Here is a 20,157-nt window from a genome sequence, read left to right as displayed (position 1 = left end):
GGGCCGCACTGCGGCGCTGCCTCTGGACGGTCAGGTCACTCGTGACCTGGGACAGCCGCGCCATCAGCGCCGACAGCCGCATCTGCGCGGCTTTCGGCGGCGGCAGGGCAGCCAGCCGCTTGGTTTCGGCATAATGGGCGATCATCGCCGCATCGATGCGGTCGGTCTTTTCCAGAAAGCCCATGGCTTCGGCAAACCGGCGCACATGGCGCGGATTAGCCAAGGCGCAGGCGATCCCCATCTCCCACAACAACAGGAAGGCCGTCCGCTCGTAACCGCCGGAAGCCTCCATGACGACGAGCTCGACATTCTCGGCCCGGCAAAGATCGGCCAGCGCGCCGATGCCGGTGGCGTCATTGCTGAAACGCTCAAACGTCCCGGACGGGCGGATAGACGCATCCAGCCAGTCCTTCGAAACATCCACTCCACATATAACTCTGTTCACGGTAACCTGCCTTGTGCGTGCGATTGGAACCAAGCGACTATTCGGTCGTACGTGACGATGACGAAGATCCCAGGCTCATCCACGGTTGTAACCAGAGGGGGAACGGGCGACTTCGTCACGCCTCTGGCCGGGTGGCCACCCGGCCAGAGGCTCAATCGCTTCCATCGCACAAAATCTCTAACGTGCAGATACAAGGGGGCTGCTTGTTTAGGGCTTCTTCAGGCTGCTTGCCGGCTGCGGGCCTTGTTGCCCTCGCCTTCCTTTTCGAGCGCTTCGAAGCGCGAGGCGATCTCCCTCATCTGCTCCTGCAGGCGGGTCACCTCATCCTTCAGCCGCTCGTTTTCGGCTGCGAAGGCCGAGGCGGCGCTGGAGTTTTCGGCACTGGCGAGATAGGCGCGAGCGGCGGCGACGAGCTCGTTGGCGCCCATGCCGATTTTCTGCTTGGCGGTGTCGGAAAGGGCTGCGAGCTGCTCGACGGTGTAGATATTGACCGCCTCCATCTCCTTGATCTGGCTGGGCTTCAGATAGGGCCACTGCGCCAGCGGCGTGCCGGTCAGCTGCTCGCGGGCCTCAGCCCCTTGCTTGAACCGCTTGTAGGCGTCGGCGAAGCGGAGTTTGTCGTTCTCGGTCACCTCGCGGTAGACTTCGGTGTGTTTGTCGCCGGCGATAAAGATGCGGACGAATTCCTTGTCGGCAAAGATCGGCCGGCCTTCCTTCTCGGTCAGAAAGGTCTGCTCGACCGGTTCGAGGCTGAAGGAGGCATAGATTCCGGTGTTGTCGGGCATTTGCTGGTCTCGCTGTTGATGGCGGGGAAATAGGGATGGGCGGGGAAGCATCCCCTCCTCGTCATCCTCGGCCTTGTGCCGAGGATCTGCTGCGCATCGACCGGCGGCAGCTGCTCGGGACAAGCCAGAGCATGACGGAAGAGAAGTTTGCAGGCATTGTTAGTAGCCATGACGGGCGCCGAAACGCCCGTTGATAGCTTGATTTAGTTCACCTTCGACAGGAACGGCCGCATCAGCGTCGCTTCGAGTACGCCGGTCGCGGTGATGGTGATGCCGGTGCCGTTGACGGTGGCGTTGGCCGAGAGCGTGATGCTCTGGACGACGCCGTTCGGGCTGTAGGTGATGCCCGAGATCGTCGTGCCGCCTGCGATTCCGGTGCCGGCGACCGCCGCACCGATGAACGGGCCGGAACCGGCACTCAGACCGGCAATACCCGCCAGCAGGTTGGAGCCGTTGACCGTGGTTGCCGTAAACGTCTGATTGGCGGCCGCGAAGTTGACGTTGGCGATGGCCTTGGTGGTGGCCGTGGCCGAGGCCGGGGCGCTCGCCTGGCCTGCGGTGGCGGTGGTTTCGGCAATGACGAGGGCCGCCGTTGCGGTTGCCACCTGCGACGGCGCCTGGCCGTTGCGCTGCAGCCACAGGTAATAGTTGCCGGCTGCGAGTGTCACGGCCCCGACCGGGCCGCCAGTCAGCGTCGGAGGCTGGGCGGCACCGGAAAAGACGCCGCAGCGCTGGCCGACGACGGCCGCCGCCGTGGTCAGCAGCGAAGCGACATAATCCCGGGTCCACTGGAACCACTGGCCGGGCTGAAGGGTGGTCGGCGAGGCCAGCACCAGCTGGCAATAGACCCATTCGGATTCACGGTCCCCGCCGGCGATAGCGCCGAGGGAGAAGTTCGGGCCGGGAATACCGGAGCCGGAAACGATCGGGCCTTCGACGACGAACGGGTTCGCGCCAAGACGATCGGACTGGATTGTTGCGACCGACATTTGCTTGTTCCTTTCGTTGACGATCAGGCGAACAACACGCCCTGCAGGAAGGCGTTGTTCATGGTGAGGTTGCCGGCAAAGCCCATCAGCTGGACGAAGGCATCCTGGTTGGTGTTCATGCGCTCGTCGCCGATCGGGGCCATGTCGCGGTCGCGGTGCGGGCGGTAGAACAGGTATTTGGTGTTCAGGAAGAACATCTGGTTGAGCGGCGCACCGCCGCCGAAGCCGCCGTCGAAGATCACATCGGCGCCCATGTATTGCAGCGACTGGAAGCCGGCCATGCCCTTGTCGGCCGAGGTGATGCGCTGGATTGCCTGCAGCGATTCCCAGTAGAGGCGGAAGAAGTTGTTGTCGGCGACGACGAGATCGGGCGCGTCGGAGCCGCGAACGCAGGACATATAGAGCCGGTTCATGTAGCTCTGGATGTTGGCATTGGTGGCAGCCGCACCACCATCGGCCGAGGCCGAGAATTTCTGGTTGCGCCAGAAACCCCAGGTGGCGCGCGAGATGCCGCCGACGGTACCCGAGGTCGGCGAGGTCGAGATCAACAGCTGCAGGCCGCCGATCTGCCGCCCGCCATCGGCCGTGCCATCGGAATAGCAGTCAAGCGCGATGTTGTTCTTCAAAGTGGTTTCGGCGTTCTCGATGCGCTGCTCGAGCAGATCGAGGATCGCATCCTCGCCGGAGTTCTGCAGCTGTTCGAGGCCGGACATGGAAACTGCGACCGCGGCCTGCTTCAGATCGTATTCGGCCGCAGTGATGACGTCGGACGGCTGCACATTCAGGATATCGTAGCCGGAATAGCGCTTGAAGGTGCTGTTTTCCTGGTACTGCAGTTCCTGGACGATTGTGCGACCGCCGGAGATCGGCTTCTTGCGGCCGCGGCTGTTCAGACGGGTGAGAAGACCGTTGTTCTTCGTCACGTCGTCGGCCACCGTGCCGCTGCGATTGCGCAGCGTCGTGGTGACGATTTCAGAGAGGTTGGGCGAAATGGGCATTGATCATTCCTTTGCTCAGACCTGACCGCGCGAAAAGCGCATGGCGTCGCGCAGCGAGTCTCGGATGGAGGTGGGCTGGCCCCTTGCCGCATCGCGGGTCGGGCCCGGCGCCGAAGAACCAGAGATGGATCGCGAGGCGCGGCGGGCTTGATCTGCCGCTGCTGCCCTCTGGGCTTGCTGTTGTGGGACAGGCGCCGGTGCAGTCTGGCTGATCAACTGCTGGCGAATGTCCGGGCGCATCCAGCATGCGGCGTCGTAGGCGTCCTGGAGCGACGTTGCCCGCCCTGCGTTGACGAGGGCGATCATGTCGTCGAGCACATCTTCGGCGTGCGCGTTTGCCGGGTCGGAAAGGAAGGCATCGACTTGAGTTTCGGTGTCCCTTTTCCGCAAAACATGTTCGACCGTCGCCTCGACATTGAAAGATCGAGGCTGCGGCCCTCCTTGCTGGGGTCCTGCCTGCTGCGAATTGCGCTGCAGGATCTCTCCCGTCTGGCCATTGACCAGAGCGTGAAGATTGACCCCGGCCATCCTGGCGACGTGAACGACGGTGTTGACGGGATCGTGGATCAGCGCCTTCTCCCAGTCGATCGCCCGACGCATGACATCGGCATGGGTCATGCCGGCCTGGCGGACGATCGGGGTGAATTCCTCCAGCCCCTTGTAATCCTGCAGGACGCGGAAGCCGTTATCGACCTCCTGTTCGCGCTTGGCGATCGCCGCCTGCACTTCCCCGGGAAGGCTCGTGAACTGCGCCTTGGCTTCCGCCGACCAGCCGGGCGGAACCCGGTTGCCGATGGCTGCCGGCTGTTCTCCGCCCTGCCCGCGGCTCTGCAGCGTCTGCTGCTGGGCGAGCGCGGCGTTTGCCGCCGGCGCCTGCCCTGCCCGCGCCGTAGCGCCGGCTTGCTCCTGCCCCTTGGCCATGAAGCGGCCGTTTTCGCCGTCGCGCGGCTGGCCTGATATATCGCCCGGTCCATTGGTCTCGACGGTGTCGATCGCCGCTTTCAGGCTGTCGCGGATGCTGACCGGCCTATCGTTCAATGGCTTATCGTCGAACGCACCAAAATCTTCGCTGCCGTTGCCGGCCTCGTTCAGGTCTTCCATATCCATTGGGAAATTTCCTATGTCGGGGATTGATGCCCGGTTCAGGCGTTGTACTCGGTGTAAATTCGCCTCAAGTCGTTGCGGATCTCGCTGCGATCCGTCTTCGGCTTCTCGATCGGCTGCGGCTTTTCATTGCCGATCTCGATCACCCCGGCTGCCCGGTAAGCCGAACGCAGCCTGGCCTTCGAGGTGTAATGCTGTCCGTCATGCATCGACTGGATGTCGATGCTGTCGCTGACGAAATGCGGTGCCGGCAGATCCGACTGCGCCGGGTTTTGCGCTGGCAGGCAATTGTGCGGCCACTGATCGAGTTGGTGCCAGCCGCCGCAGACGCGGCAATAGCGTTCTCTCATGCTGTTGCTCCCGACCAATTCATTGGTACGCTGGCTGCTGGAACTGCTGCACGGCCTGCGCCGCCATTTCGCCGCGCGCCTGCTCCACCGTGGCGCGATGTTCGATCTCGGCCTCGGCGACGCTGAGCTCGGCTCTGCGCTGTTCGGCGCCGGCCTTCACCTCGGCCGTCTTCAGCTTGAGCATCTCGCCGGGCGCAGGCTGCGGCTCCGGTTTTGGCGTGGCTGCTGCCTGGGAGAGCTGCGCTCCCACCTGCTCCAGCGTGCTTTCGAGCTGACGGCCGGCCCGGAAGCCGCGGGCGGCAAAGAGCAGCGTTTCGACCATTACCGGCACCAGCATCGGGCTCTGCTGCGCCATCGCTCCCGCCTGCTGCATAAAGCCGCCGACCATCTGGACGAATTCCATGCGGCGCTGCTTTTCGGCATCCTCGTCAGGCTCGATGGTCGAATCCGTCTCGATCTCGATCTGGAAGCCGCGAATGCTGTCATTGCGTAAGAGCTGCACCACCTCGTCGATCGTCGGCTGCTGCATCATCTGCTGCAGCTGCGGCGGCATTTCGGGCGGCGGTGGCGCCGGTTGGCCGGTCTGCTTTGCCCGCATGGCCGCCTGCTGTGCCGCCATCTGCATCTGCTGCATCTGCATCTCGACCTGCTGCTTCTCGGCCATCGTGGGCAGCCGGATGCCGCTGACCACCATCAGCGTTTCCGGCTGGAACTGGTCGCAGATGATCTCGCCGGCAAGGCGGATGATGTCGCGGGCAAAGCGGGCCAGCTCGGCCTGGCGGTCGCGGATGCGGATCGAGCCCCACTGGCTCTTGATGCGCTGCGCCGTCGCGGTTTCGGAGGCCTGGGTGTCACCGCGGACGATGTCGGAAATGCCGGTAATCTGGTAGACATCCTCGATCAGCTGCTTGCGCGCCGTCATGCAGGCAATAAGGACCTTCTGCACCTCGTCGATCGGCAGCGTCACGATGGCCTTCGAGCCGCCCTTGTCGGTAAACGCCGCCCATTCCGGGATCGGCACCATGACCATGTCGTTTTCCGGCCGCATCGCCTTCTCGATCGCCGGCGAGATCGCGCCGTCGCCGGAGGGATAAAACACTTTCAGCCGCAGCTGATCGGTCAGCTTGTTGATGCGTTTGGTCAGCAGATCGATCTCGTCGCATTGCTGCTGGTAATAGACATAGTCGGGAACCGGGATCAGCGAGCTCGTCGACATCGTGCCATAGGCCGGGCGCGGGCACGGCCAGAAATGCGTCAGATCGAGCGGCGGCTCGGAGACTTCCAACGCCATCGGCGAACCGTCGGCGATCCAGACGGTATAGTTCTCGCTCTTGCACCAGATCTCCCAGACATGGGTCTTGCCCTCATTCTCCAGGCGCTCGGCCTGGCTGATGCCCGTGCGGCTGCCGGCACCTTCCGCCGCCCGCGAAGCCATGGCATCAGTGCCGAAGCGCTTCTCCATTTCCGCGTCGGTCATCGGAACGCGCCGCGCCACCCAGGTCACGTCCTTCCAGCGCCGCGCCGGCGAATGCAGGAAGTCCGACCAGTGGACGTAATCGATGCACACACGCTCGTCGCTGATCGCTTCCGGCTGAGCACCGCCCATCCGACCGGGCAAACTCTCGGGAAGACTTTGGGCTGCCGCCGGGTCCGAGGGCTGGACACCCATATCGAGCGGCTCGAAATCGGCCTCATAGCGCAGCCACACCGTGCCGCGGGCGCAGAGCAGAAAATCGTCGCGCACCGCCCGCATGATCGAATCGATATCGGCCTCATCGCCGGTATAGGCGAGATTGCGCTCGACCAGCTCCGAGGCGATGCGCGCCACCGGCTGGGCATCCTTGAAGCGGCGTTCGACGACCGGCTGCGGCACGCGGGCATAGACGGCCGGCTGCAGCACCGAAGTATTGGCCCAGAGCATCGGAAAGCGGCGCTTGGCCGCGCTCGTCTGGTCCGACTGCTGGTCGAGATAGATCTTCTCGATCTTGACGCAGCGGTCGTGCCAGGACTTGAAATAGCGCTGGGCGCGTTCGAGCTCCTGCTGCCAATGGGCGCCGACCTTGGCCGGATCCCAGCGCTGCTCGCCGTCTGAAGCCGTCATCTCGTCTTCCATCAAACACGCTCGCTTTGGCCAGGGGTGGAATCGGCAAATTCGTTGAATGTCATCGTCTGGAATGTCGGCAGCGCCTTACGCTCGGGCTTCAGCGGTTCGGGCGCCAATCCGGTGAAGATGATCGCCAACCCGCCGAAAGCATCGGCGCCGTGCGACGCCCAATTGTGCAGCGGCTCGTCGCGGAACACGCTCAGATCCTCGTCCCAATCCTTGCGGTAATTGCGCAGGCACTTGATGCCCTCGATGCAGCCGGCCTGGTCGAACTCGATCCTCGCCAGCATGCGCCGCGTGGCGTTGATCCGGTCATGGACATAGGCGCGCTCGACCTTGCGAACGGTGCCGAGACCACGCGCCCTCACCTCTTTCAGCATGACTTCGATGCGGGTCATGCCGCCGCGCGTCCACTCCCGGACCTTGATGTCATGCGGCATGTTGTGGACGCCGTAGACATAGCCGTTGTCGCGGGCGCGGCGCTCCAGCTCGTCGAGCATGCCGTCCATGCCGGTGCCGGTATGCTCGAAATAGCCGATCATCCGCACCCGGCCGGGCAGCACCTGAAACAGCCAGACGCTGTTGGCATCGTCCATGCCGATGTCGGAAATGGTGTGAACCGGATAGCCTTCGGCATGCGGGAAGACCCCGATGCGCTCGTCGGCGTCGGCGACCGCCATCTGCTCGGCGTAATAGGCGCCTTCGACGCTTGCCTCGAAAGCCTCGGCCGGCGTCGAGGGATATTCGCGCTTCATGTCGCCGAGCTGGGTTTCGGCCTTCTTGACGTACCAGGCTTTCTGCCCCTCGGTCAGGGTGATGCCCTGGTCGCCCAGAGTGCGGAAATATTTGGCGAAAGCATCGCTGACGATGACGCCCTGAGGCGCGAGCGCATATTGCGGTTCCTTCCACCAGGGAAAGAAATGGAACTTGAAGTCCAGTTCGGTCAGCTTGGCGACTTGCCGCTGCTTGACCTTGGCATCCTCGCAGAGCGTATAGAAATGCCCTTCCTGGCCTTCCGCCGTGCTTTCGATGAACACCAGCTGGCCGGCCTGCACCGTATTCAAAGCGCCGGTCCTGACTTCCCGCGCCTTGTCGGGATATTTGGCGCAAAGCTTTCCATATTCGGAAATATGCAGATATTGCAGCGTTCCCGAGCGCAGCGAGGTGCCGACGCGGATGCTCGAATTGTTGGCGAGCAGCAGTTCGGCCTGGTTGCCCCTGACGACGGGCACGGCGTTGCGGATGGCTTCCGGCAGATTGTCATAGGGGTATTTGACCTTGTCCCGGAAGATCGTCTGCACGTCACCAAGCGTATGGGCGATGGTGCCGGCCCTGATATCCCGGTTGAAGACGCAGGCATCGAGCATGAAGATCTGGATGAAGGTCGTCAGACCGAGCTGACGGGCCTTCAGCAGCACGTTGAGATAGTGCATCTCCTCGAAAAACGTCATCTGCGTCCAGTTCATTTCGAACCTGACGCGTCGGCCCGCTTTGTCGGTGATCCAGTAGAGATTGTTCAGCCGCCAGCGCCAGTCGGAAAACTGGTCAACCGCCGTTTGGAAGTCCGCGGGTTTTGCCATTGATATCTTCCAGCAATTGCGAGACTTCGCCGGTCACGCCCTGTTCGGGCTCGATCTTCGAACCGTATTTCTTCGGCTTCAGCTTCTCGGCGACCCATTGGCGGGTGGCGATGCGCAGTTGCGAGCGCCTTATCGCCTCGCCGTTCTCCTGCCAGCCGGTGGTCTCGCCGGCGGCATTCTTCTTCTCGATCCAGTCGTCGCTGCGGTCATCGGCTATTTCGACCAGTTCGTCGACGAAGCTGTCGGCGAGGATCTCGCGGGCCAGCGCATAGCGCGCCCGAAACGCCGCCTTGCCGTCATCGGCGAGCCAGGAGAGCACCGTCGATTTCGCCGGCATATCCTCATCCCGGCAGATCGACCGCAGGCTTTCCCTGTCGGCAATGCGCTCGCAGATCTTCTCGGCCAGCGCCTGGGTGAACTTGGTCGGTCTGCCCATGGGATCCGCTTCTGAAGGCTCAGAACAGCGCGATGATGTTCGACGCCGTCGTCCCGGTCAGCGCCACGATTGCCGCATGCACCGGCAGGATCGTCCCGGCCGGCACGCTCTTGAAGATTACCGGATCCATATCCCGCCGCGGCGCAATCGCCACATCTCCCGCCGTGCCGATATAGAGCGCGCGCGCCCCGACAATGGCACTATCATTCGGCGTCACCACCGAGGCCCGCGAGGCCGGAGCAATCGAAGGGTCCATTGCAGTTCTCCTTGAAAGGACACAGCCCGACCCGGCTCGATCCCGATGTGATCGAACATGAAGGCTCGGGCGGAAGGGGTGGGGATCGACGACGATCAGAGGACGCTGTCAGGGCCTCGGAAACGGCCGGTGCGCAAATCGTGCAAGTGACGCACGCGACCGCAGGCCGGCGCCGACTTGGTCGATCACCTCTGAATTCAAATCTCGCAGTTTGGATTTACGGTAGTCTTAACTGATCTGCCGGGGGGTGATCAAGGGTTGATCGTGGGTTAGTTTTGAAATCAAGCCTGCCCGACCAATTGGCGGCAGAATGCCATCCGCTATCCAGCAAGTTTGGCAAAACACGCTCCCCAACCTCCGTCCTCCTCGGCCTTGAGCCGAGGATCCATGCCCGCTGCTGATGGAGGCCACCGTGGATCCCCGGGTCAAGCCCGAGGATGACGGAGCAAGGAGTGAGCTCCTTGGGAAACCCGCGGCTGTGCTCAATGACCGTGGCGGCTCGCAAGTCTGGGCGAGTGACGCATGCGGCGGGAAGGACGACGCCGATTTGATCGTCATTCGTTAAGGACTCAAATTTCGCAGCTTGAATTTACGGTAGTCTTAACTGAGCTGCCGGGGGGTGATCAAGGGCTGATCGCGGATCGGTCTAAACTCTGCCCTGCCCATGCCCCAATCGGCAGCAGAACGCCCCATCCGCTTTGCCAACCTTCAGCTCCGGCGTACAATTGGCAGCCTGTCGGTCAAACGGTGGAGGCGTCAGTGAAAACCGCGGGACTTTTTCTTTGCCTTGTCGCTTGTCTCGGCATCACGCTTGCCGAAAACCGGGCCGATGCCGACGAATTGGTGCGGTTCGAAAGCGTGCCCGTCAAGCTGAGCCCCTTCCGGATACGCAAGGCTGGCGAACAAGGAGAAATTATCTCCCAACCGCAAGGCACGCCATTGCTGGGTTATCTGTCCCGCCCCCAGGGTCAAGGCCCCTTCCCGGCCATCGTCGTCATGCATGGATGCGATGGCCTGCGGTTGAGCGTCAAAGACCTTTGGCCGAAACGGCTGGTCTCATGGGGGTACGTCGTGCTGGTCGTCGATAGTTTCACCACCCGCAATATCAAGGACACCTGTCAAAGCACTCTCCCCGACCGGGTCTTCGACGCCTATGGGGCTTTGGATTTCTTATCGAAATCGAGTTTTGTCGACGTGCAGCGCGTCGCGCTGATGGGCTTTTCGGCGGGCGGCACCGCGACGCTGGAGGGAACGAAAATCGAAGGTAACGAACAGCTGATGGATCACAAATTCAGGGCGGCGGTTGCCTACTATCCGGTCTGCGCAGCCAGTCAGGGCGATGCGACGGTGCCGATCCTGATTTTGAGTGGCGAACGAGACAATTGGAGCCCAACGGAACCATGCCGGAAGAGGCTTGCCAATCTGACTGACGATAGTCCGCCCATCGAGCTGAATATATACAAGGGTACCTATCACGATTTCGATGCCCCGGAGTTTGCAGTGGGAAGGCGGGTGTTCGGTCATATCGAAAAATACGATCCGGACGCCGCAGCAAAATCCATCCGCAGCGTTCACACATTCCTTCGAAAGTATCTCTCGAACTAACGGGAAACTCCGCGATCTGGTGCGACATCGTAATGCGCCAGCGGCGAGTGTGGCACCAGCGCACCCCCAATCTCCGTCATTCCAGGCCTTGAGCCTGGAATCCATGCCCGCTGCTGATGGGGCCGGCATGGATCCTCGGGTCAAGCCCGAGGAGGACGGAGGGTGGGGTGAGCTACGCGGCAAATCACGACGTATGGCGGAATATAAGGGCAATTGCGCTTCCCGATCGCCCTCGCAACACGCGCCGGCTGCCTGCCGGCCGCGCGCCCATTTACCCAGGATTTAGATGCTGCTCGGCCGTGCCGACGTGGTCGAACTGCTCGCCGAAGACAAAAAGTCTTCTTCGGCGCTCGGCAGCTTGCCCTGCGGCGTCAGGTCGTCGACGGCCTTGGGGAGATCGCGGCTCAATCGGCCAAGAATCTCCTCGTGCGAAAGGCCGGTATTTTGAGCAATTTCGTTCAGAACATCCGGACCGAGGGCTTCGGCGAGCTGGCCGTCATTGATCTCGGCATTCTCGCCGGGCTTGACCCACGAGTCGATCTTGTCGCCGTGGCCGTTCTGCTGAAAGGTCTTGAGGAGATCGCCGAGACCGCCGCTGACGATGCCGCCGGAGGTGAGACCGCCGAGAAGGCCGCCCAAACCACCCGAGCCGCCCAGCCCGCCGAGGATGCCACCGAGCCCGCCCGGCTGCTGGCCTCCGGCACCGGCCTGCTGCTGGCCTCCGGGGCCGGCCTGCTGCGGGTTCTGCATGCCGCGCAGGAGTTCCCCGATCTTGTCTCTGTTCTGATAGCCGGCAAGGGCAAGAACGGCGAGAAGCGCCTTCAATTGACCGCTCATCATGATGAATCCTCCCATGGTTTTCCAAAGCGCAGCCGACCCAAGCAGAGTGCTGCATGGGCAGCAATGTCCAGAGCGCCCAAAGGTTCCGCGCCAGGCGCTTAAAGCCCGGCCGTTCACCCTGCCGCAGACGCCGCAGATCAGATTTCCGGGCAGCCGCGCCGGTTGGCAAAGGTCATTCCTCAACGCAAAGAAGACGCGTGGCGGGCGCGGGCTAATCGATGCGGCCACTTCACCGTCCCTCTATCAAACTAATTAGTATTGACTCATCAATTAGTCCACGCTATTGCTTTCCTCATGATCGAAACCGCCTCCATTACCGCCGTCATGCGCGCCCTTGCCGATCCCACCCGGCGGGCAGTGTTCGAACTGATCGTCCGCTCCGACGAGATCACCGTCGTCGAACTGACGCGTGCAGGCCACGTCACCCAAGGCGCCGTTTCCCAACACCTCAAGGCGCTGAAGCAGGCGGGGCTTGTCACTGAGCGTCCCGAAGGCCGAAAGGTCTATTACCGTGCCGCCCCTGATGGCCTCGAGCCGCTTGTCGACTGGATGAGCCATTACGGCCTCTTCTGGCGCGAACGCTTTGCCGATCTCAGAACATTGCTGAAGGAAATCGATCCATGAACGAGACCGCATTGAAGCCCGACACGCAGGAGATCGTGATCGACGAGATCTTCCCGCATCAGCCGGAGACGCTCTGGAAAACATTGACCACGGCCAGTCTGATGGGCCGCTGGCTGATGGTGCCGGCCGGTTTCGAGCCGGTGGAAGGCAAATGCTTCACCTACGAGACGACGCCGGCCGGCGCCTGGGACGGCACCATTCACTGCCAGGTGCTGGAGGTGACGGAAAACGAACGTCTGGCCTATGCCTGGAAAGGCGGGCATGCGGAGAACGCCGGATATGGCTCGCCGCTCGATACCGTGGTCACCTTCATCCTGACCAGGGTCGAAAAGGGCACGCGGCTGCGCCTCATCCATTCCGGCTTCGTGCTGCCTCGCAACGAAACCGCCTTCCAGAAAATGGGCGAAGGCTGGAAGAAGGTCGTCCAGAACATCGGCGCCATCGCCGAAGGCAAGAACTGAGGCGACCAACCCGTCGTCCAACAACCCTTATCAGGAGAGAGACATGAGCAAGCCCTACACCGGCGGCTGCGCCTGCGGTGCGATCCATTATGAGATCGCAGCCGAACCGATCGCGATGAATGACTGCCAGTGCCGCGACTGCCAGAAGACCAGCGGCACTGGGCACGGCTCCTATCTGACCTTCCCGAGCCGGCAGGCGGTGAAGCTTGAAGGCCAGGCGACGCATTGGGACATGGTCGCCGACAATGGCAACGTCAAGACCCGCGGCTTCTGCCCCGCCTGCGGCGCACCGGTCTACCTGACCTTCTCCTACATGCCCGACTTCTTCACCATCCATGCCGCCAGCCTCAACGATCCCGATAGATACCAGCCCGAGATGGTGACCTACACCCAGAGCGGCCTTGGCTGGGACCAGGTCGATCCGACCGCGGCGAAATTCGAAACGATGCCGCCGATGTGAAGCTAGGCCAGCGGAAGTCGCGCGCTTCTTGTTCACGCGATCTGAACAGCAGATGCCGTATTCGCAGGAAAGCTGGGCACCACACTTGGCCCAGTTTTTCCCGTTGCGGGATCTGCAGACGCGGGACTTCCCGCTTCGTTGCCAACGGGTGAGTTTCTTTCCCGTCACTGCCAATCTACCGCAAAATTGCCTTTGACATTTCGCTCCATAGAATATATCCATATGGCTATATAGCTGCATGGTGATATATGGACGACAGGCTCGATGCGATTTTCTCCGCACTCTCCGATCCCACAAGGAGAGCAATTCTTGGGCGGCTTGCTCACGGCAAGGCGACCGTGGCCGAACTCGCTGATCCCTTCGAGTTGTCTCAGCCTGCCATATCAAAGCATCTCAAGGTCCTGGAACAGGCCGGATTGATCCGCTCCGGCCGTGAAGCGAATTCGCGTCCCCGCGTCCTTGAGCCGGACGCGTTGAAGACAATCGCTGATTGGATCGCCGATTACCGACGCTTCTGGGATCAAAGCTTTGATCGTCTCGATGACTATCTGTCCAAGGTACAAGGATACGAAAATGACAAATCCGGAGATCGACACTGACAACACCCGCGACCTGGTTCTTGTGCGAAGGTTCGATGCCCCATGCGATCTCGTTTTCAGGGCATGGACCGACCCGAAAGCGTTGGCGCAATGGAGTGGTCCTCACGGTTTCAAGGCGGTGGGCGACCAGCTTGAAGTCCGGCCGGGCGGTAGACACCGCGCCTGTCTGATCGCGCCAGGTGGAGAAGAGCACTGGGTCGGCGGAAAATACCTGGAGGTCGAGCCGCCACACAGGCTTGTCTTCACACATGCCTGGGAGAGCGGGACCGGCGAAAATAGCCCGGAAACGGTCGTCACGATCACGTTCAGGGAAAGCGACGGAGGCACTGAAATGACTTTTCGGCAGAGTGGATTTGAAAGCGCATCATCGCTTGAGGGTCATGAAGCCGGTTGGTCGCAAAGCCTCGAGCGATTGGGCGTTTTTCTAGAATCCGAAGGACCGGATCATGCGTAAGGCGGCGATGAAACTATACTATTGCGAGACGCTCAATCCTCGGAAGGCCTGCGCCGCCGCTCGTTTTCTTAAAGCCGACGTCGAGTTCGTCAGGATTGACCTGGCAAGCGGAGAACAGCGCACCGCAGAATTCCTGGCGCTTAACCCGAACGGGAAAGTCCCGGTGTTGCAGGATGACGCCGGAACCTTGTGGGAAGCGAATGCCATCATGTGCAGGCTGTCTGACAGCGTTGCATCGGATTTCTGGCCGCATGACCACCGGCAGATCGACGTGCTCCGCTGGTTGAGTTGGGATGCCAGTCATTTTACCCGGCACGGGGCAACACTGTGGTTTGAAACCTTGATCAAGCCGTTGTTCGGTGGAGAGCCTGACGTCGGCCTGATCGAAGATGCGAAGACGAATTTTCGGCACCATGGCCGCGTGCTGGACGATCATTTGGCGAGGAACAGCGTCGCCGTCGGGAAGACCCTGACCGTTGCGGATTTCGCGCTGGCCGCTGCACTTCCTTATGCAGCCGCCGCCGAGATTCCCCTCGCCGAGTTTCGGCATATCCAAACCTGGTACGAACGGCTTGAAGAACTGGATGCGTGGCGAAACCCTTTCCCGGCGTAGGAGCGCACCGGCGAAGGACCCCTTTGCGTGTGAAAGGCGTTGTCAACGTGGTCATGGGCTTACGCGGACCGAGTTACTCCGTTGCCGAACTCTCGGCCGGCGGCGTGCGGCGAGTTAGTGTCGGCGGATCGTTTGCGCGGGCAGCACTCGGGGCTTTGATGCGGGCCGCCGAGGAAGTGGGATCAGCCGGCACGTTTGGCTATGCCGTCGACGCGCTCCCGGCTGCTGTCATCGGCCAGCTGATGTCACAGGGAAAACGCCGTGACAGGCAATGAGCCAAAGCGCGGGCCACGCGTCCGGCAATGCGATCAAGGCGTCAGTTGCAAGCGGATGAAGTTTTGCCTAAGGCGCTTTAACGACCGAAGTCTCGACCCACGCATTCGAAACGTCTTGCGGCGTGCCACTGTTTGTGACCACCACAGTCATCCACGTGTTTTGGCCCTCTATCAAATAGGCCGTGCCGCTTTGCCTGCGCTCTTTCGTTATCTGACCCAGCGAGGCTGCAGAGAGCCCAGCTTCGAAGGCTTCAAGCTCAACGTTGGAACAATGCATCCCTTCCTGACCACCCTTGCCCAAGGCTAAGACTAAATTGAACGAGCAAGTGGCAGAAAAGAGGTTTCGGTATTCCCGAAAAAGCATGGCGAACCGCTGCCCGCTCGGCATCGTGTAAACCTCGCTGCCGGTTCTTGGCTCCGAGCTTGCATTGGGCGGAGAAGAAATCGCGTCGACTTTCCAATCGCCTCGATCAACGCCGCTGTGCAGGGCAGCCAGGCTTCGGCCATTCAATACGCAGAGCTTCAAGGTATCGTCGAGAGGACACGCAACCGCTCCCACCTGGCTCGATATGATTATAATCGCCAAAGCTGCAATCAAACGCACGCGCTCAATCCCCAAATCACCCTGTCGGCACCGTAGTTTGGATGCTGGAGAAAGCAAGACAGCAGCCAGGCAAACACCCGCGGTGAAGCTTGAAGGCCAGGCGACGCATTGGGAAGTCGCCGGCGACAGCGACAATATCAGGAAAGCGCGGCTTCCACCTGGGACGCGGCGCGTCTTGGACGCGGTTCTGGCGATATTGCGCAATCGATCACGCGATATCTTTCCCTGGTCCGTGCCGCAGGCACCCGGGTAAAACCGTCAAGCGAAAGCTCAGGAGAGCCGCATCCTAAGGCGCGGGGGCCGAAGGCCGGAGCCTCGAAGGAGGGGGCGGGTGCCGCAAGGCCGCGGCAACCTCCCGTTTCTCTGGCTGGGAGCGCGCGCCCCGGCAAGGCGCGCGCAACCTTCAACCAGCCTTAGCGAAAGCCGCCGCTGGCATTCAGCCGTTCGCCGGTCAGCCAGCGGGCGTCGTCGGAAGCGAGGAAGACCGCGACGCCGGCAATATCGTCCGGCTGGCCGACGCGGCCGAGTGGCGTCTGGCCGACGATGACCTGCTGGAAATCCGAGCCGATGACGCCGGCGGTGTGCGTGCCCTCGGTCTCGACCATTCCCGGCAGGATGGCGTTGACGCGGATTTTGCGTGGGCCGAGTTCCTTGGCAAGCACGCTGTTGATGCCTTCCACGGCTCCCTTGGTGCCGGTGTAGACCGCAGAGGCCGGCGGCGCCATGCTGGTGACCACCGATGAGATGTTGATGACGCTGCCACCCTCGCCGAGATGCTTGACCGCCGCCTGGGTGGTCAAAAGAAGGCCGAGCACGTTGACGTCGAACATGCGGTGATAATGTTCCTCGGTCACCTCATCGATCGGCGCGAATTCGTAGACACCGGAGTTGTTGACCAGCACGTCGAGCTTGCCGAACTCCCTGACGGCGGCATCGACCAAGCCCTGTGCCTGCTCGGCCTTGGAAACATCGCCCTGTACCGCGATCGCCTTGCCGCCGGCGGCGCTGATCGCCTCAACCACCGCGTCTGCCCCGGCCTTGCTCGAAGCGTAGTTCACCACCACTTGCGCACCTTCCGCCGCAAGGGCCTTGGCAATCGCGGCACCGATGCCCTTGGAGGCCCCGGTTACCACAGCGACCTTTCCCGTGAGCTTTGCCATATCCAATTCCTTCTGACCCGGACTGCCATCGACACTGACGGCCTTGTTCCGTAGTTCAGAAATTCGGAACTGTTGATCTTAATGTCAAGGGTCGCTATATAAAATTCATGAGACCGCTCTTTCACCCAGCATTAGAGGACATCCGCCCCGAAGCGGTCCTTTATGCGCTTTCCGATCCGGAGCGCGCCGCAATTTTCGCGTGGCTTTCCGGCGCCGGCTGCGGCGGGACCTGTTCTGCGCTGGGCCAGCTCGGCGAGCGGGTCATCCCGAAGTCGTCGCTGTCGAACCACTTCAAAGTGCTGCGCGAGTCCGGGCTGATCCTGAGCGAGCGCCAGGGCGTGGAGATGCGCAATCAAACCCGCTGCGCCGAGCTGGACGAGCGCTTCCCGGGCTTGATCAAGGCCATTCTGACGGCTTACAAACAGCTTCCCGGGCAGCCGGAGGCAGATTGACGGGCGGACTGCCGGAGCTTGCGCCGCCCGCTATTCCAGCCATCCTTATTCCAAGATGACGACGGCTTCGACCTCGAAGAGCATGGGGTCGATCGCCAGCTTGGGAACGGGAATCAACGTCTGCGCCGGCAGTGCAGCGCCGAACATCTCCCTGACGTTCTCCGTCAACACTTGAAGCTTGGACATATCGTGATCGACCACGAAGACCGTCAGCTTGGCGACCTGATCGGGCCTGGCGCCAAGCGCATCGAGGGCAGTGCGCAGATTGGCGTAGGCCTGCTTCACCTGGACGGCGAAGTCTGGCGACAAGGCGCCGGTGCTGTCCTGGCCGCCCTGTCCGGAGATGTAGGCCAGCCGGCCTTCCCTCGGCACGATCACCGCCGTGCTGTAGCCGTTCGGCGAGGGATCGTAGAGGTTTTTCGGATTGACGATGGTCAGCTTGAGATCGTTCTCGTTGGCTTTCGTCGCAGCGGAAATTCCGATGGTCATGATGATGAGCCCTCCGATGAGCAGATGCGTGATTGCGCGTGACATGAATTCTCTTGGGCGTTGAGGACTGAGGGGAACCTCCCCCACGGCCTGCAGGTTTGAACGGCGAATTGTTCGCCTATACGATTGGCTCGTACATTGTACGATTAACTCGCATCGTACAATGTACGAGTCAATCCGTCAGCATCGACATTCGTCGCTTTGTCGGCTTAAATTGACGTTTTGTTCACTAAGGAAATCGGATGGCAGCCAAACGCAGCGGCGCTCGGAGCAAGCAGTCTCAACGGAAAACTCCGTTGCCCCAGTCCGGGCCTGAACCGCGCCATGAACCGCCTCTTTCTCTCGAACGGATCGTCGCGACGGCGGTCGAACTGCTGGATACCGAAGGGCTGGACGGATTGAAGATGCGTCGGCTGGCCGATCGCCTCGGGGCCGGCGCGATGAGCCTCTATTGGCACGTCGGCAACAAGGAGCAGGTCTTTGATCTGGCGCTCGATTCGGTGCTCGAATATCGCGGCCCGGCGCCAATCGATGCGTCGGAAGACTGGCGCGGCGACGTGGTTCACATGCTTGAAGACTGGCGTGCCGGCATGCTGCGCCATCCCTGGTCGGCATCGCTCTTGCCGCGCCGGGCGCTCGGCCCGAACATCCTTTCTCGCCTGGAACTGCTGGGCAGAACCTTGTCCAGAGCCGGCGTGGCGGACGCGGATTTGAACGTCGCAATATGGTCGCTGTGGAACTATGTGATCGGCGCCACCACCACAAGGGCAAGCTTCGAGCTCTCGGACGAGGACAGAGCCGCCGCGCAGCAGCGCCTCGCAAGCCTCAGCCAACACTACCCGACAATCGAACGCTCTGGTCTGCTGTTGGACAATGACTGGGACGGTGCTTTCAGCAAAGGCCTCGACTTCCTGCTCGATGGCCTCGTTCCCAAACAAGGAAAGTCGTCGCGCCTGGAAAATGTGGGAGGGAAGTGATTTGTTTCGCTATGTCTGCGGCGTAATATTTGCCTGCGTGCCGCTTGTTGCCGCCAATGCCGAATCTCCCAAATTTTGCCGAAACAGTATCAAGCTGAACGAACCGATCGAGACGCGATTCATGGGAATCGACTACGCACTGATGGTGCATGTCCTGGCGGAGAAATATTGCGGGGCAGAGCCGAAGCCGATGCGTCCACGATTTTTGGGATATATCCAAAAGCAGGGCTGTCCTCCAGGAACGCAGATATATTCGGACGTTGAGGAGGCGATCGCAAAATTGGAGGGAGCGAGCTTGCAGTTTCTCGCTGAAACTGAAGTCCCTGACCTACCGATTTCCGAACGGCAGGCGCAGGAGTGGGCATCAAGCGTTACGAAAGAGCTTGGGGGATGCGACGCACTGAAAAACGCTCATGATGCCGAGCTTCAGCGGTAAGGCACAGACGCCATTTCTTTCCGACCAGCCACACAGATATATCCTTTGGCAAAACGCCCCCCACCCTCCGTCATCCCGGGCGTTGAGCCTGGGATCCATGCCCGTCGCGGATTGAGGCGGCGTGGATCCTCGGGTCAAGCCCGAGGAGGACGGAGGGTGGGATGAGCCTCGTGAATCCAGCGACGTGTGGTGCAAGAAAAGTGTCATTACCCCCACGGCCCAGCCTCGATTATCGCCGGTATTGTCGAGTGCGCCGGCGGCGGGTCTGGCGAAACCGCTCCCACCCTCTGCCGCGTTACGGACATTGACAAACCGCGACATTATGAGGTACGTACATCATTATGGCGCAAGGCTGATCAAGCCAATAACGCAACTCGAAAGGCAAATGGAATGAAGGAGTTCAAGGTCAATCCAGATTTCGCCATAAGAGATGAGCGAGCTCTTCGAGGTCTGTTCGAGGCGACACATGCTCTGGCCATTCAGAAGTGTCAGGACACTATCGGCAAACATGCGCAAGAATTTATCAGGCGTTCGCCATTCCTGTGCATCGGCACGCAGAGCCCGGATGGAAAAGCCGATGTCAGCCCCCGCGGTGATCCTGTGGGCTTCGTCAAAATACTTGACGAGCGGACGCTGGCGATACCGGACCGGCCCGGCAATAACCGCCTCGACACCTTAGTCAATATTCTCGCCAATCCGAGCGTCGGGCTGTTGTTCATCATTCCGGGCTTTGACGACACATTGCGCGTGAATGGCTACGCCACTTTGATGACTGACCCTGAACTTCTGCAAAGCATGAGTGTCAACGACCGCGCTCCCAAACTCGCGATCGTCGTCAAGGTGAATGAGGTTTTTCTTCACTGCGCCAAGGCCTTCCGGCGCTCGCACTTGTGGAACCCGGATCATCTTCAGGATCGCACCGAGATGCCGTCCCTTGTAAAGATCATTCTGGATGAGACGACTGGCGCGCCAAGCGATGAGGATGAGATGCGCAAAATCGATGCCGATCTCGAAGATGCATACAAGCGGACGCTTTATTAACCGGCACGCTTGCGTTTCAT

The 20,157-nt window shown here is 61.2% G+C and carries 26 protein-coding genes; 12 read left to right on the top strand and 14 right to left on the bottom strand.

Annotation, left to right across the window (positions count from 1 at the left end; all coding sequences use genetic code 11):
* From HJB82_RS20465 to HJB82_RS20420, 10 genes are all read right to left on the bottom strand, one after another.
* Nucleotides 1-424: transposase (locus HJB82_RS20465; RefSeq protein ID WP_311044410.1), on the bottom strand; the 424-nt coding region annotated here is incomplete at its 3' end.
* 239 nt (nt 425-663) lie between these two features.
* Entirely contained in the window at nt 664-1,230 is a 567-nt protein-coding gene (locus HJB82_RS20460; RefSeq protein ID WP_221141216.1) for a hypothetical protein, read from the bottom strand.
* A 203-nt stretch (nt 1,231-1,433) separates the two neighbouring features.
* Complete coding sequence (locus tag HJB82_RS20455) at nt 1,434-2,219, bottom strand: hypothetical protein (protein ID WP_221117046.1); 786 nt, start codon at nt 2,217-2,219, stop codon at nt 1,434-1,436.
* A 23-nt stretch (nt 2,220-2,242) separates the two neighbouring features.
* Nucleotides 2,243-3,217 (bottom strand): phage major capsid protein, encoded by a 975-nt coding sequence (locus HJB82_RS20450; RefSeq protein ID WP_003587937.1) that lies wholly within the window; start codon nt 3,215-3,217, stop codon nt 2,243-2,245.
* A gap of 15 nt (nt 3,218-3,232) precedes the next feature.
* Nucleotides 3,233-4,324, bottom strand: coding sequence for a hypothetical protein (locus tag HJB82_RS20445; protein WP_221141214.1), 1,092 nt, complete (start codon nt 4,322-4,324; stop codon nt 3,233-3,235).
* 35 nt (nt 4,325-4,359) lie between these two features.
* Nucleotides 4,360-4,671, bottom strand: coding sequence for a hypothetical protein (locus HJB82_RS20440; protein ID WP_207583371.1), 312 nt, complete (start codon nt 4,669-4,671; stop codon nt 4,360-4,362).
* Nucleotides 4,672-4,690: 19 nt separating this feature from the next.
* The gene (locus tag HJB82_RS20435) at nt 4,691-6,784 is read right to left on the bottom strand and encodes a hypothetical protein (RefSeq protein WP_221141211.1); all 2,094 of its coding nucleotides are present in this window, start codon (nt 6,782-6,784) and stop codon (nt 4,691-4,693) included.
* Nucleotides 6,784-8,355: a terminase gene (locus HJB82_RS20430; protein ID WP_221141209.1), complete on the bottom strand. Its 1,572-nt coding sequence runs from the start codon at nt 8,353-8,355 to the stop codon at nt 6,784-6,786. Before HJB82_RS20430 ends, HJB82_RS20435 begins: the two co-directional genes overlap by 1 nt.
* The gene (locus HJB82_RS20425; RefSeq protein WP_221117050.1) at nt 8,321-8,791 is read right to left on the bottom strand and encodes a terminase small subunit protein; all 471 of its coding nucleotides are present in this window, start codon (nt 8,789-8,791) and stop codon (nt 8,321-8,323) included. The genes HJB82_RS20430 and HJB82_RS20425 overlap by 35 nt, the downstream gene beginning before the upstream one ends.
* Nucleotides 8,792-8,810: 19 nt before the next feature.
* Nucleotides 8,811-9,047 carry a hypothetical protein gene (locus HJB82_RS20420; protein WP_207583368.1) on the bottom strand — a complete coding sequence of 79 codons (237 nt, stop codon included), beginning with the start codon at nt 9,045-9,047 and terminating at the stop codon, nt 8,811-8,813.
* Nucleotides 9,048-9,806: 759 nt separating this feature from the next.
* Between HJB82_RS20420 and HJB82_RS20415 the strand changes: the two genes are divergently transcribed.
* Nucleotides 9,807-10,652, top strand: coding sequence for a dienelactone hydrolase family protein (locus tag HJB82_RS20415; RefSeq protein WP_207584273.1), 846 nt, complete (start codon nt 9,807-9,809; stop codon nt 10,650-10,652).
* Nucleotides 10,653-10,934: 282 nt separating this feature from the next.
* Here HJB82_RS20415 and HJB82_RS20410 read toward each other — a convergent pair whose 3' ends face one another.
* A complete protein-coding gene (locus HJB82_RS20410; protein ID WP_207583367.1) occupies nt 10,935-11,492 on the bottom strand; it encodes a YidB family protein in 558 nt (185 codons plus the stop codon).
* Nucleotides 11,493-11,786: 294 nt separating this feature from the next.
* On the opposite strand from HJB82_RS20410, the gene HJB82_RS20405 reads away from it, so the two are divergent.
* From HJB82_RS20405 to HJB82_RS20375, 7 genes are all read left to right on the top strand, one after another.
* A complete protein-coding gene (locus HJB82_RS20405) occupies nt 11,787-12,116 on the top strand; it encodes a helix-turn-helix transcriptional regulator (RefSeq protein ID WP_207583366.1) in 330 nt (109 codons plus the stop codon).
* Entirely contained in the window at nt 12,113-12,577 is a 465-nt protein-coding gene (locus tag HJB82_RS20400) for an SRPBCC domain-containing protein (RefSeq protein WP_207583365.1), read from the top strand. Before HJB82_RS20405 ends, HJB82_RS20400 begins: the two co-directional genes overlap by 4 nt.
* A 43-nt stretch (nt 12,578-12,620) precedes the next feature.
* Complete coding sequence (locus HJB82_RS20395) at nt 12,621-13,037, top strand: GFA family protein (RefSeq protein ID WP_207583364.1); 417 nt, start codon at nt 12,621-12,623, stop codon at nt 13,035-13,037.
* A 248-nt stretch (nt 13,038-13,285) separates the two neighbouring features.
* Nucleotides 13,286-13,636 carry a helix-turn-helix transcriptional regulator gene (locus tag HJB82_RS20390; RefSeq protein ID WP_207583363.1) on the top strand — a complete coding sequence of 117 codons (351 nt, stop codon included), beginning with the start codon at nt 13,286-13,288 and terminating at the stop codon, nt 13,634-13,636.
* Nucleotides 13,611-14,090 carry an SRPBCC domain-containing protein gene (locus HJB82_RS20385; protein ID WP_221117051.1) on the top strand — a complete coding sequence of 160 codons (480 nt, stop codon included), beginning with the start codon at nt 13,611-13,613 and terminating at the stop codon, nt 14,088-14,090. The genes HJB82_RS20390 and HJB82_RS20385 overlap by 26 nt, the downstream gene beginning before the upstream one ends.
* Nucleotides 14,083-14,703, top strand: coding sequence for a glutathione S-transferase family protein (locus tag HJB82_RS20380; RefSeq protein WP_207583361.1), 621 nt, complete (start codon nt 14,083-14,085; stop codon nt 14,701-14,703). The genes HJB82_RS20385 and HJB82_RS20380 overlap by 8 nt, the downstream gene beginning before the upstream one ends.
* 29 nt (nt 14,704-14,732) lie before the next feature.
* Nucleotides 14,733-14,978, top strand: a complete 246-nt coding sequence (locus HJB82_RS20375) for an isocitrate lyase/phosphoenolpyruvate mutase family protein (protein ID WP_409201850.1) — start codon at nt 14,733-14,735, stop codon at nt 14,976-14,978.
* A gap of 67 nt (nt 14,979-15,045) precedes the next feature.
* Here HJB82_RS20375 and HJB82_RS20370 read toward each other — a convergent pair whose 3' ends face one another.
* Both HJB82_RS20370 and HJB82_RS20365 read right to left on the bottom strand, forming a co-directional pair.
* A complete protein-coding gene (locus tag HJB82_RS20370; RefSeq protein WP_221141207.1) occupies nt 15,046-15,582 on the bottom strand; it encodes a hypothetical protein in 537 nt (178 codons plus the stop codon).
* Nucleotides 15,583-15,995: 413 nt separating this feature from the next.
* Nucleotides 15,996-16,742 (bottom strand): glucose 1-dehydrogenase, encoded by a 747-nt coding sequence (locus tag HJB82_RS20365; RefSeq protein WP_207583359.1) that lies wholly within the window; start codon nt 16,740-16,742, stop codon nt 15,996-15,998.
* A 107-nt stretch (nt 16,743-16,849) separates the two neighbouring features.
* Between HJB82_RS20365 and HJB82_RS20360 the strand changes: the two genes are divergently transcribed.
* Nucleotides 16,850-17,194 carry a helix-turn-helix transcriptional regulator gene (locus HJB82_RS20360; RefSeq protein ID WP_207583358.1) on the top strand — a complete coding sequence of 115 codons (345 nt, stop codon included), beginning with the start codon at nt 16,850-16,852 and terminating at the stop codon, nt 17,192-17,194.
* A 45-nt stretch (nt 17,195-17,239) separates the two neighbouring features.
* On the opposite strand, the gene HJB82_RS20355 is transcribed toward HJB82_RS20360, so the two are convergent.
* Complete coding sequence (locus HJB82_RS20355) at nt 17,240-17,728, bottom strand: RidA family protein (protein WP_207583357.1); 489 nt, start codon at nt 17,726-17,728, stop codon at nt 17,240-17,242.
* Between the two features lie 197 nt (nt 17,729-17,925).
* On the opposite strand from HJB82_RS20355, the gene HJB82_RS20350 reads away from it, so the two are divergent.
* The 3 genes from HJB82_RS20350 to HJB82_RS20340 all read left to right on the top strand — a co-directional run bounded on the left by HJB82_RS20350 (nt 17,926) and on the right by HJB82_RS20340 (nt 20,137).
* Nucleotides 17,926-18,660 (top strand): TetR/AcrR family transcriptional regulator, encoded by a 735-nt coding sequence (locus HJB82_RS20350; RefSeq protein ID WP_207583356.1) that lies wholly within the window; start codon nt 17,926-17,928, stop codon nt 18,658-18,660.
* A 1-nt stretch (nt 18,661) separates the two neighbouring features.
* The gene (locus HJB82_RS20345) at nt 18,662-19,096 is read left to right on the top strand and encodes a hypothetical protein (RefSeq protein ID WP_221117053.1); all 435 of its coding nucleotides are present in this window, start codon (nt 18,662-18,664) and stop codon (nt 19,094-19,096) included.
* A 390-nt stretch (nt 19,097-19,486) separates the two neighbouring features.
* Nucleotides 19,487-20,137: a pyridoxamine 5'-phosphate oxidase family protein gene (locus HJB82_RS20340; RefSeq protein WP_207583355.1), complete on the top strand. Its 651-nt coding sequence runs from the start codon at nt 19,487-19,489 to the stop codon at nt 20,135-20,137.
* Nucleotides 20,138-20,157 lie beyond the last annotated feature (20 nt).

This window comes from Rhizobium sp. NZLR10, from assembly GCF_019685125.1.
Taxonomy (GTDB): Bacteria; Pseudomonadota; Alphaproteobacteria; order Rhizobiales; family Rhizobiaceae; genus Rhizobium.
This window is presented reverse-complemented; position numbering and strand designations above follow the sequence as displayed.

Coding starts and splice junctions, on each gene's coding strand:
- HJB82_RS20350 (WP_207583356.1), top strand. CDS start 17,926: ATGGCAGCCAAACGCAGCGGCGCTCGGAGCAAGCAGTCTCAACGGAAA.
- HJB82_RS20395 (WP_207583364.1), top strand. CDS start 12,621: ATGAGCAAGCCCTACACCGGCGGCTGCGCCTGCGGTGCGATCCATTAT.
- HJB82_RS20405 (WP_207583366.1), top strand. CDS start 11,787: ATGATCGAAACCGCCTCCATTACCGCCGTCATGCGCGCCCTTGCCGAT.
- HJB82_RS20440 (WP_207583371.1), bottom strand. CDS start 4,671: ATGAGAGAACGCTATTGCCGCGTCTGCGGCGGCTGGCACCAACTCGAT.
- HJB82_RS20340 (WP_207583355.1), top strand. CDS start 19,487: ATGAAGGAGTTCAAGGTCAATCCAGATTTCGCCATAAGAGATGAGCGA.
- HJB82_RS20435 (WP_221141211.1), bottom strand. CDS start 6,784: ATGGAAGACGAGATGACGGCTTCAGACGGCGAGCAGCGCTGGGATCCG.
- HJB82_RS20410 (WP_207583367.1), bottom strand. CDS start 11,492: ATGATGAGCGGTCAATTGAAGGCGCTTCTCGCCGTTCTTGCCCTTGCC.
- HJB82_RS20420 (WP_207583368.1), bottom strand. CDS start 9,047: ATGGACCCTTCGATTGCTCCGGCCTCGCGGGCCTCGGTGGTGACGCCG.
- HJB82_RS20365 (WP_207583359.1), bottom strand. CDS start 16,742: ATGGCAAAGCTCACGGGAAAGGTCGCTGTGGTAACCGGGGCCTCCAAG.
- HJB82_RS20385 (WP_221117051.1), top strand. CDS start 13,611: ATGACAAATCCGGAGATCGACACTGACAACACCCGCGACCTGGTTCTT.
- HJB82_RS20430 (WP_221141209.1), bottom strand. CDS start 8,355: ATGGCAAAACCCGCGGACTTCCAAACGGCGGTTGACCAGTTTTCCGAC.
- HJB82_RS20445 (WP_221141214.1), bottom strand. CDS start 4,324: ATGGATATGGAAGACCTGAACGAGGCCGGCAACGGCAGCGAAGATTTT.
- HJB82_RS20400 (WP_207583365.1), top strand. CDS start 12,113: ATGAACGAGACCGCATTGAAGCCCGACACGCAGGAGATCGTGATCGAC.
- HJB82_RS20390 (WP_207583363.1), top strand. CDS start 13,286: ATGGACGACAGGCTCGATGCGATTTTCTCCGCACTCTCCGATCCCACA.
- HJB82_RS20460 (WP_221141216.1), bottom strand. CDS start 1,230: ATGCCCGACAACACCGGAATCTATGCCTCCTTCAGCCTCGAACCGGTC.
- HJB82_RS20360 (WP_207583358.1), top strand. CDS start 16,850: ATGAGACCGCTCTTTCACCCAGCATTAGAGGACATCCGCCCCGAAGCG.
- HJB82_RS20425 (WP_221117050.1), bottom strand. CDS start 8,791: ATGGGCAGACCGACCAAGTTCACCCAGGCGCTGGCCGAGAAGATCTGC.
- HJB82_RS20455 (WP_221117046.1), bottom strand. CDS start 2,219: ATGTCGGTCGCAACAATCCAGTCCGATCGTCTTGGCGCGAACCCGTTC.
- HJB82_RS20380 (WP_207583361.1), top strand. CDS start 14,083: ATGCGTAAGGCGGCGATGAAACTATACTATTGCGAGACGCTCAATCCT.
- HJB82_RS20450 (WP_003587937.1), bottom strand. CDS start 3,217: ATGCCCATTTCGCCCAACCTCTCTGAAATCGTCACCACGACGCTGCGC.
- HJB82_RS20355 (WP_207583357.1), bottom strand. CDS start 17,728: ATGTCACGCGCAATCACGCATCTGCTCATCGGAGGGCTCATCATCATG.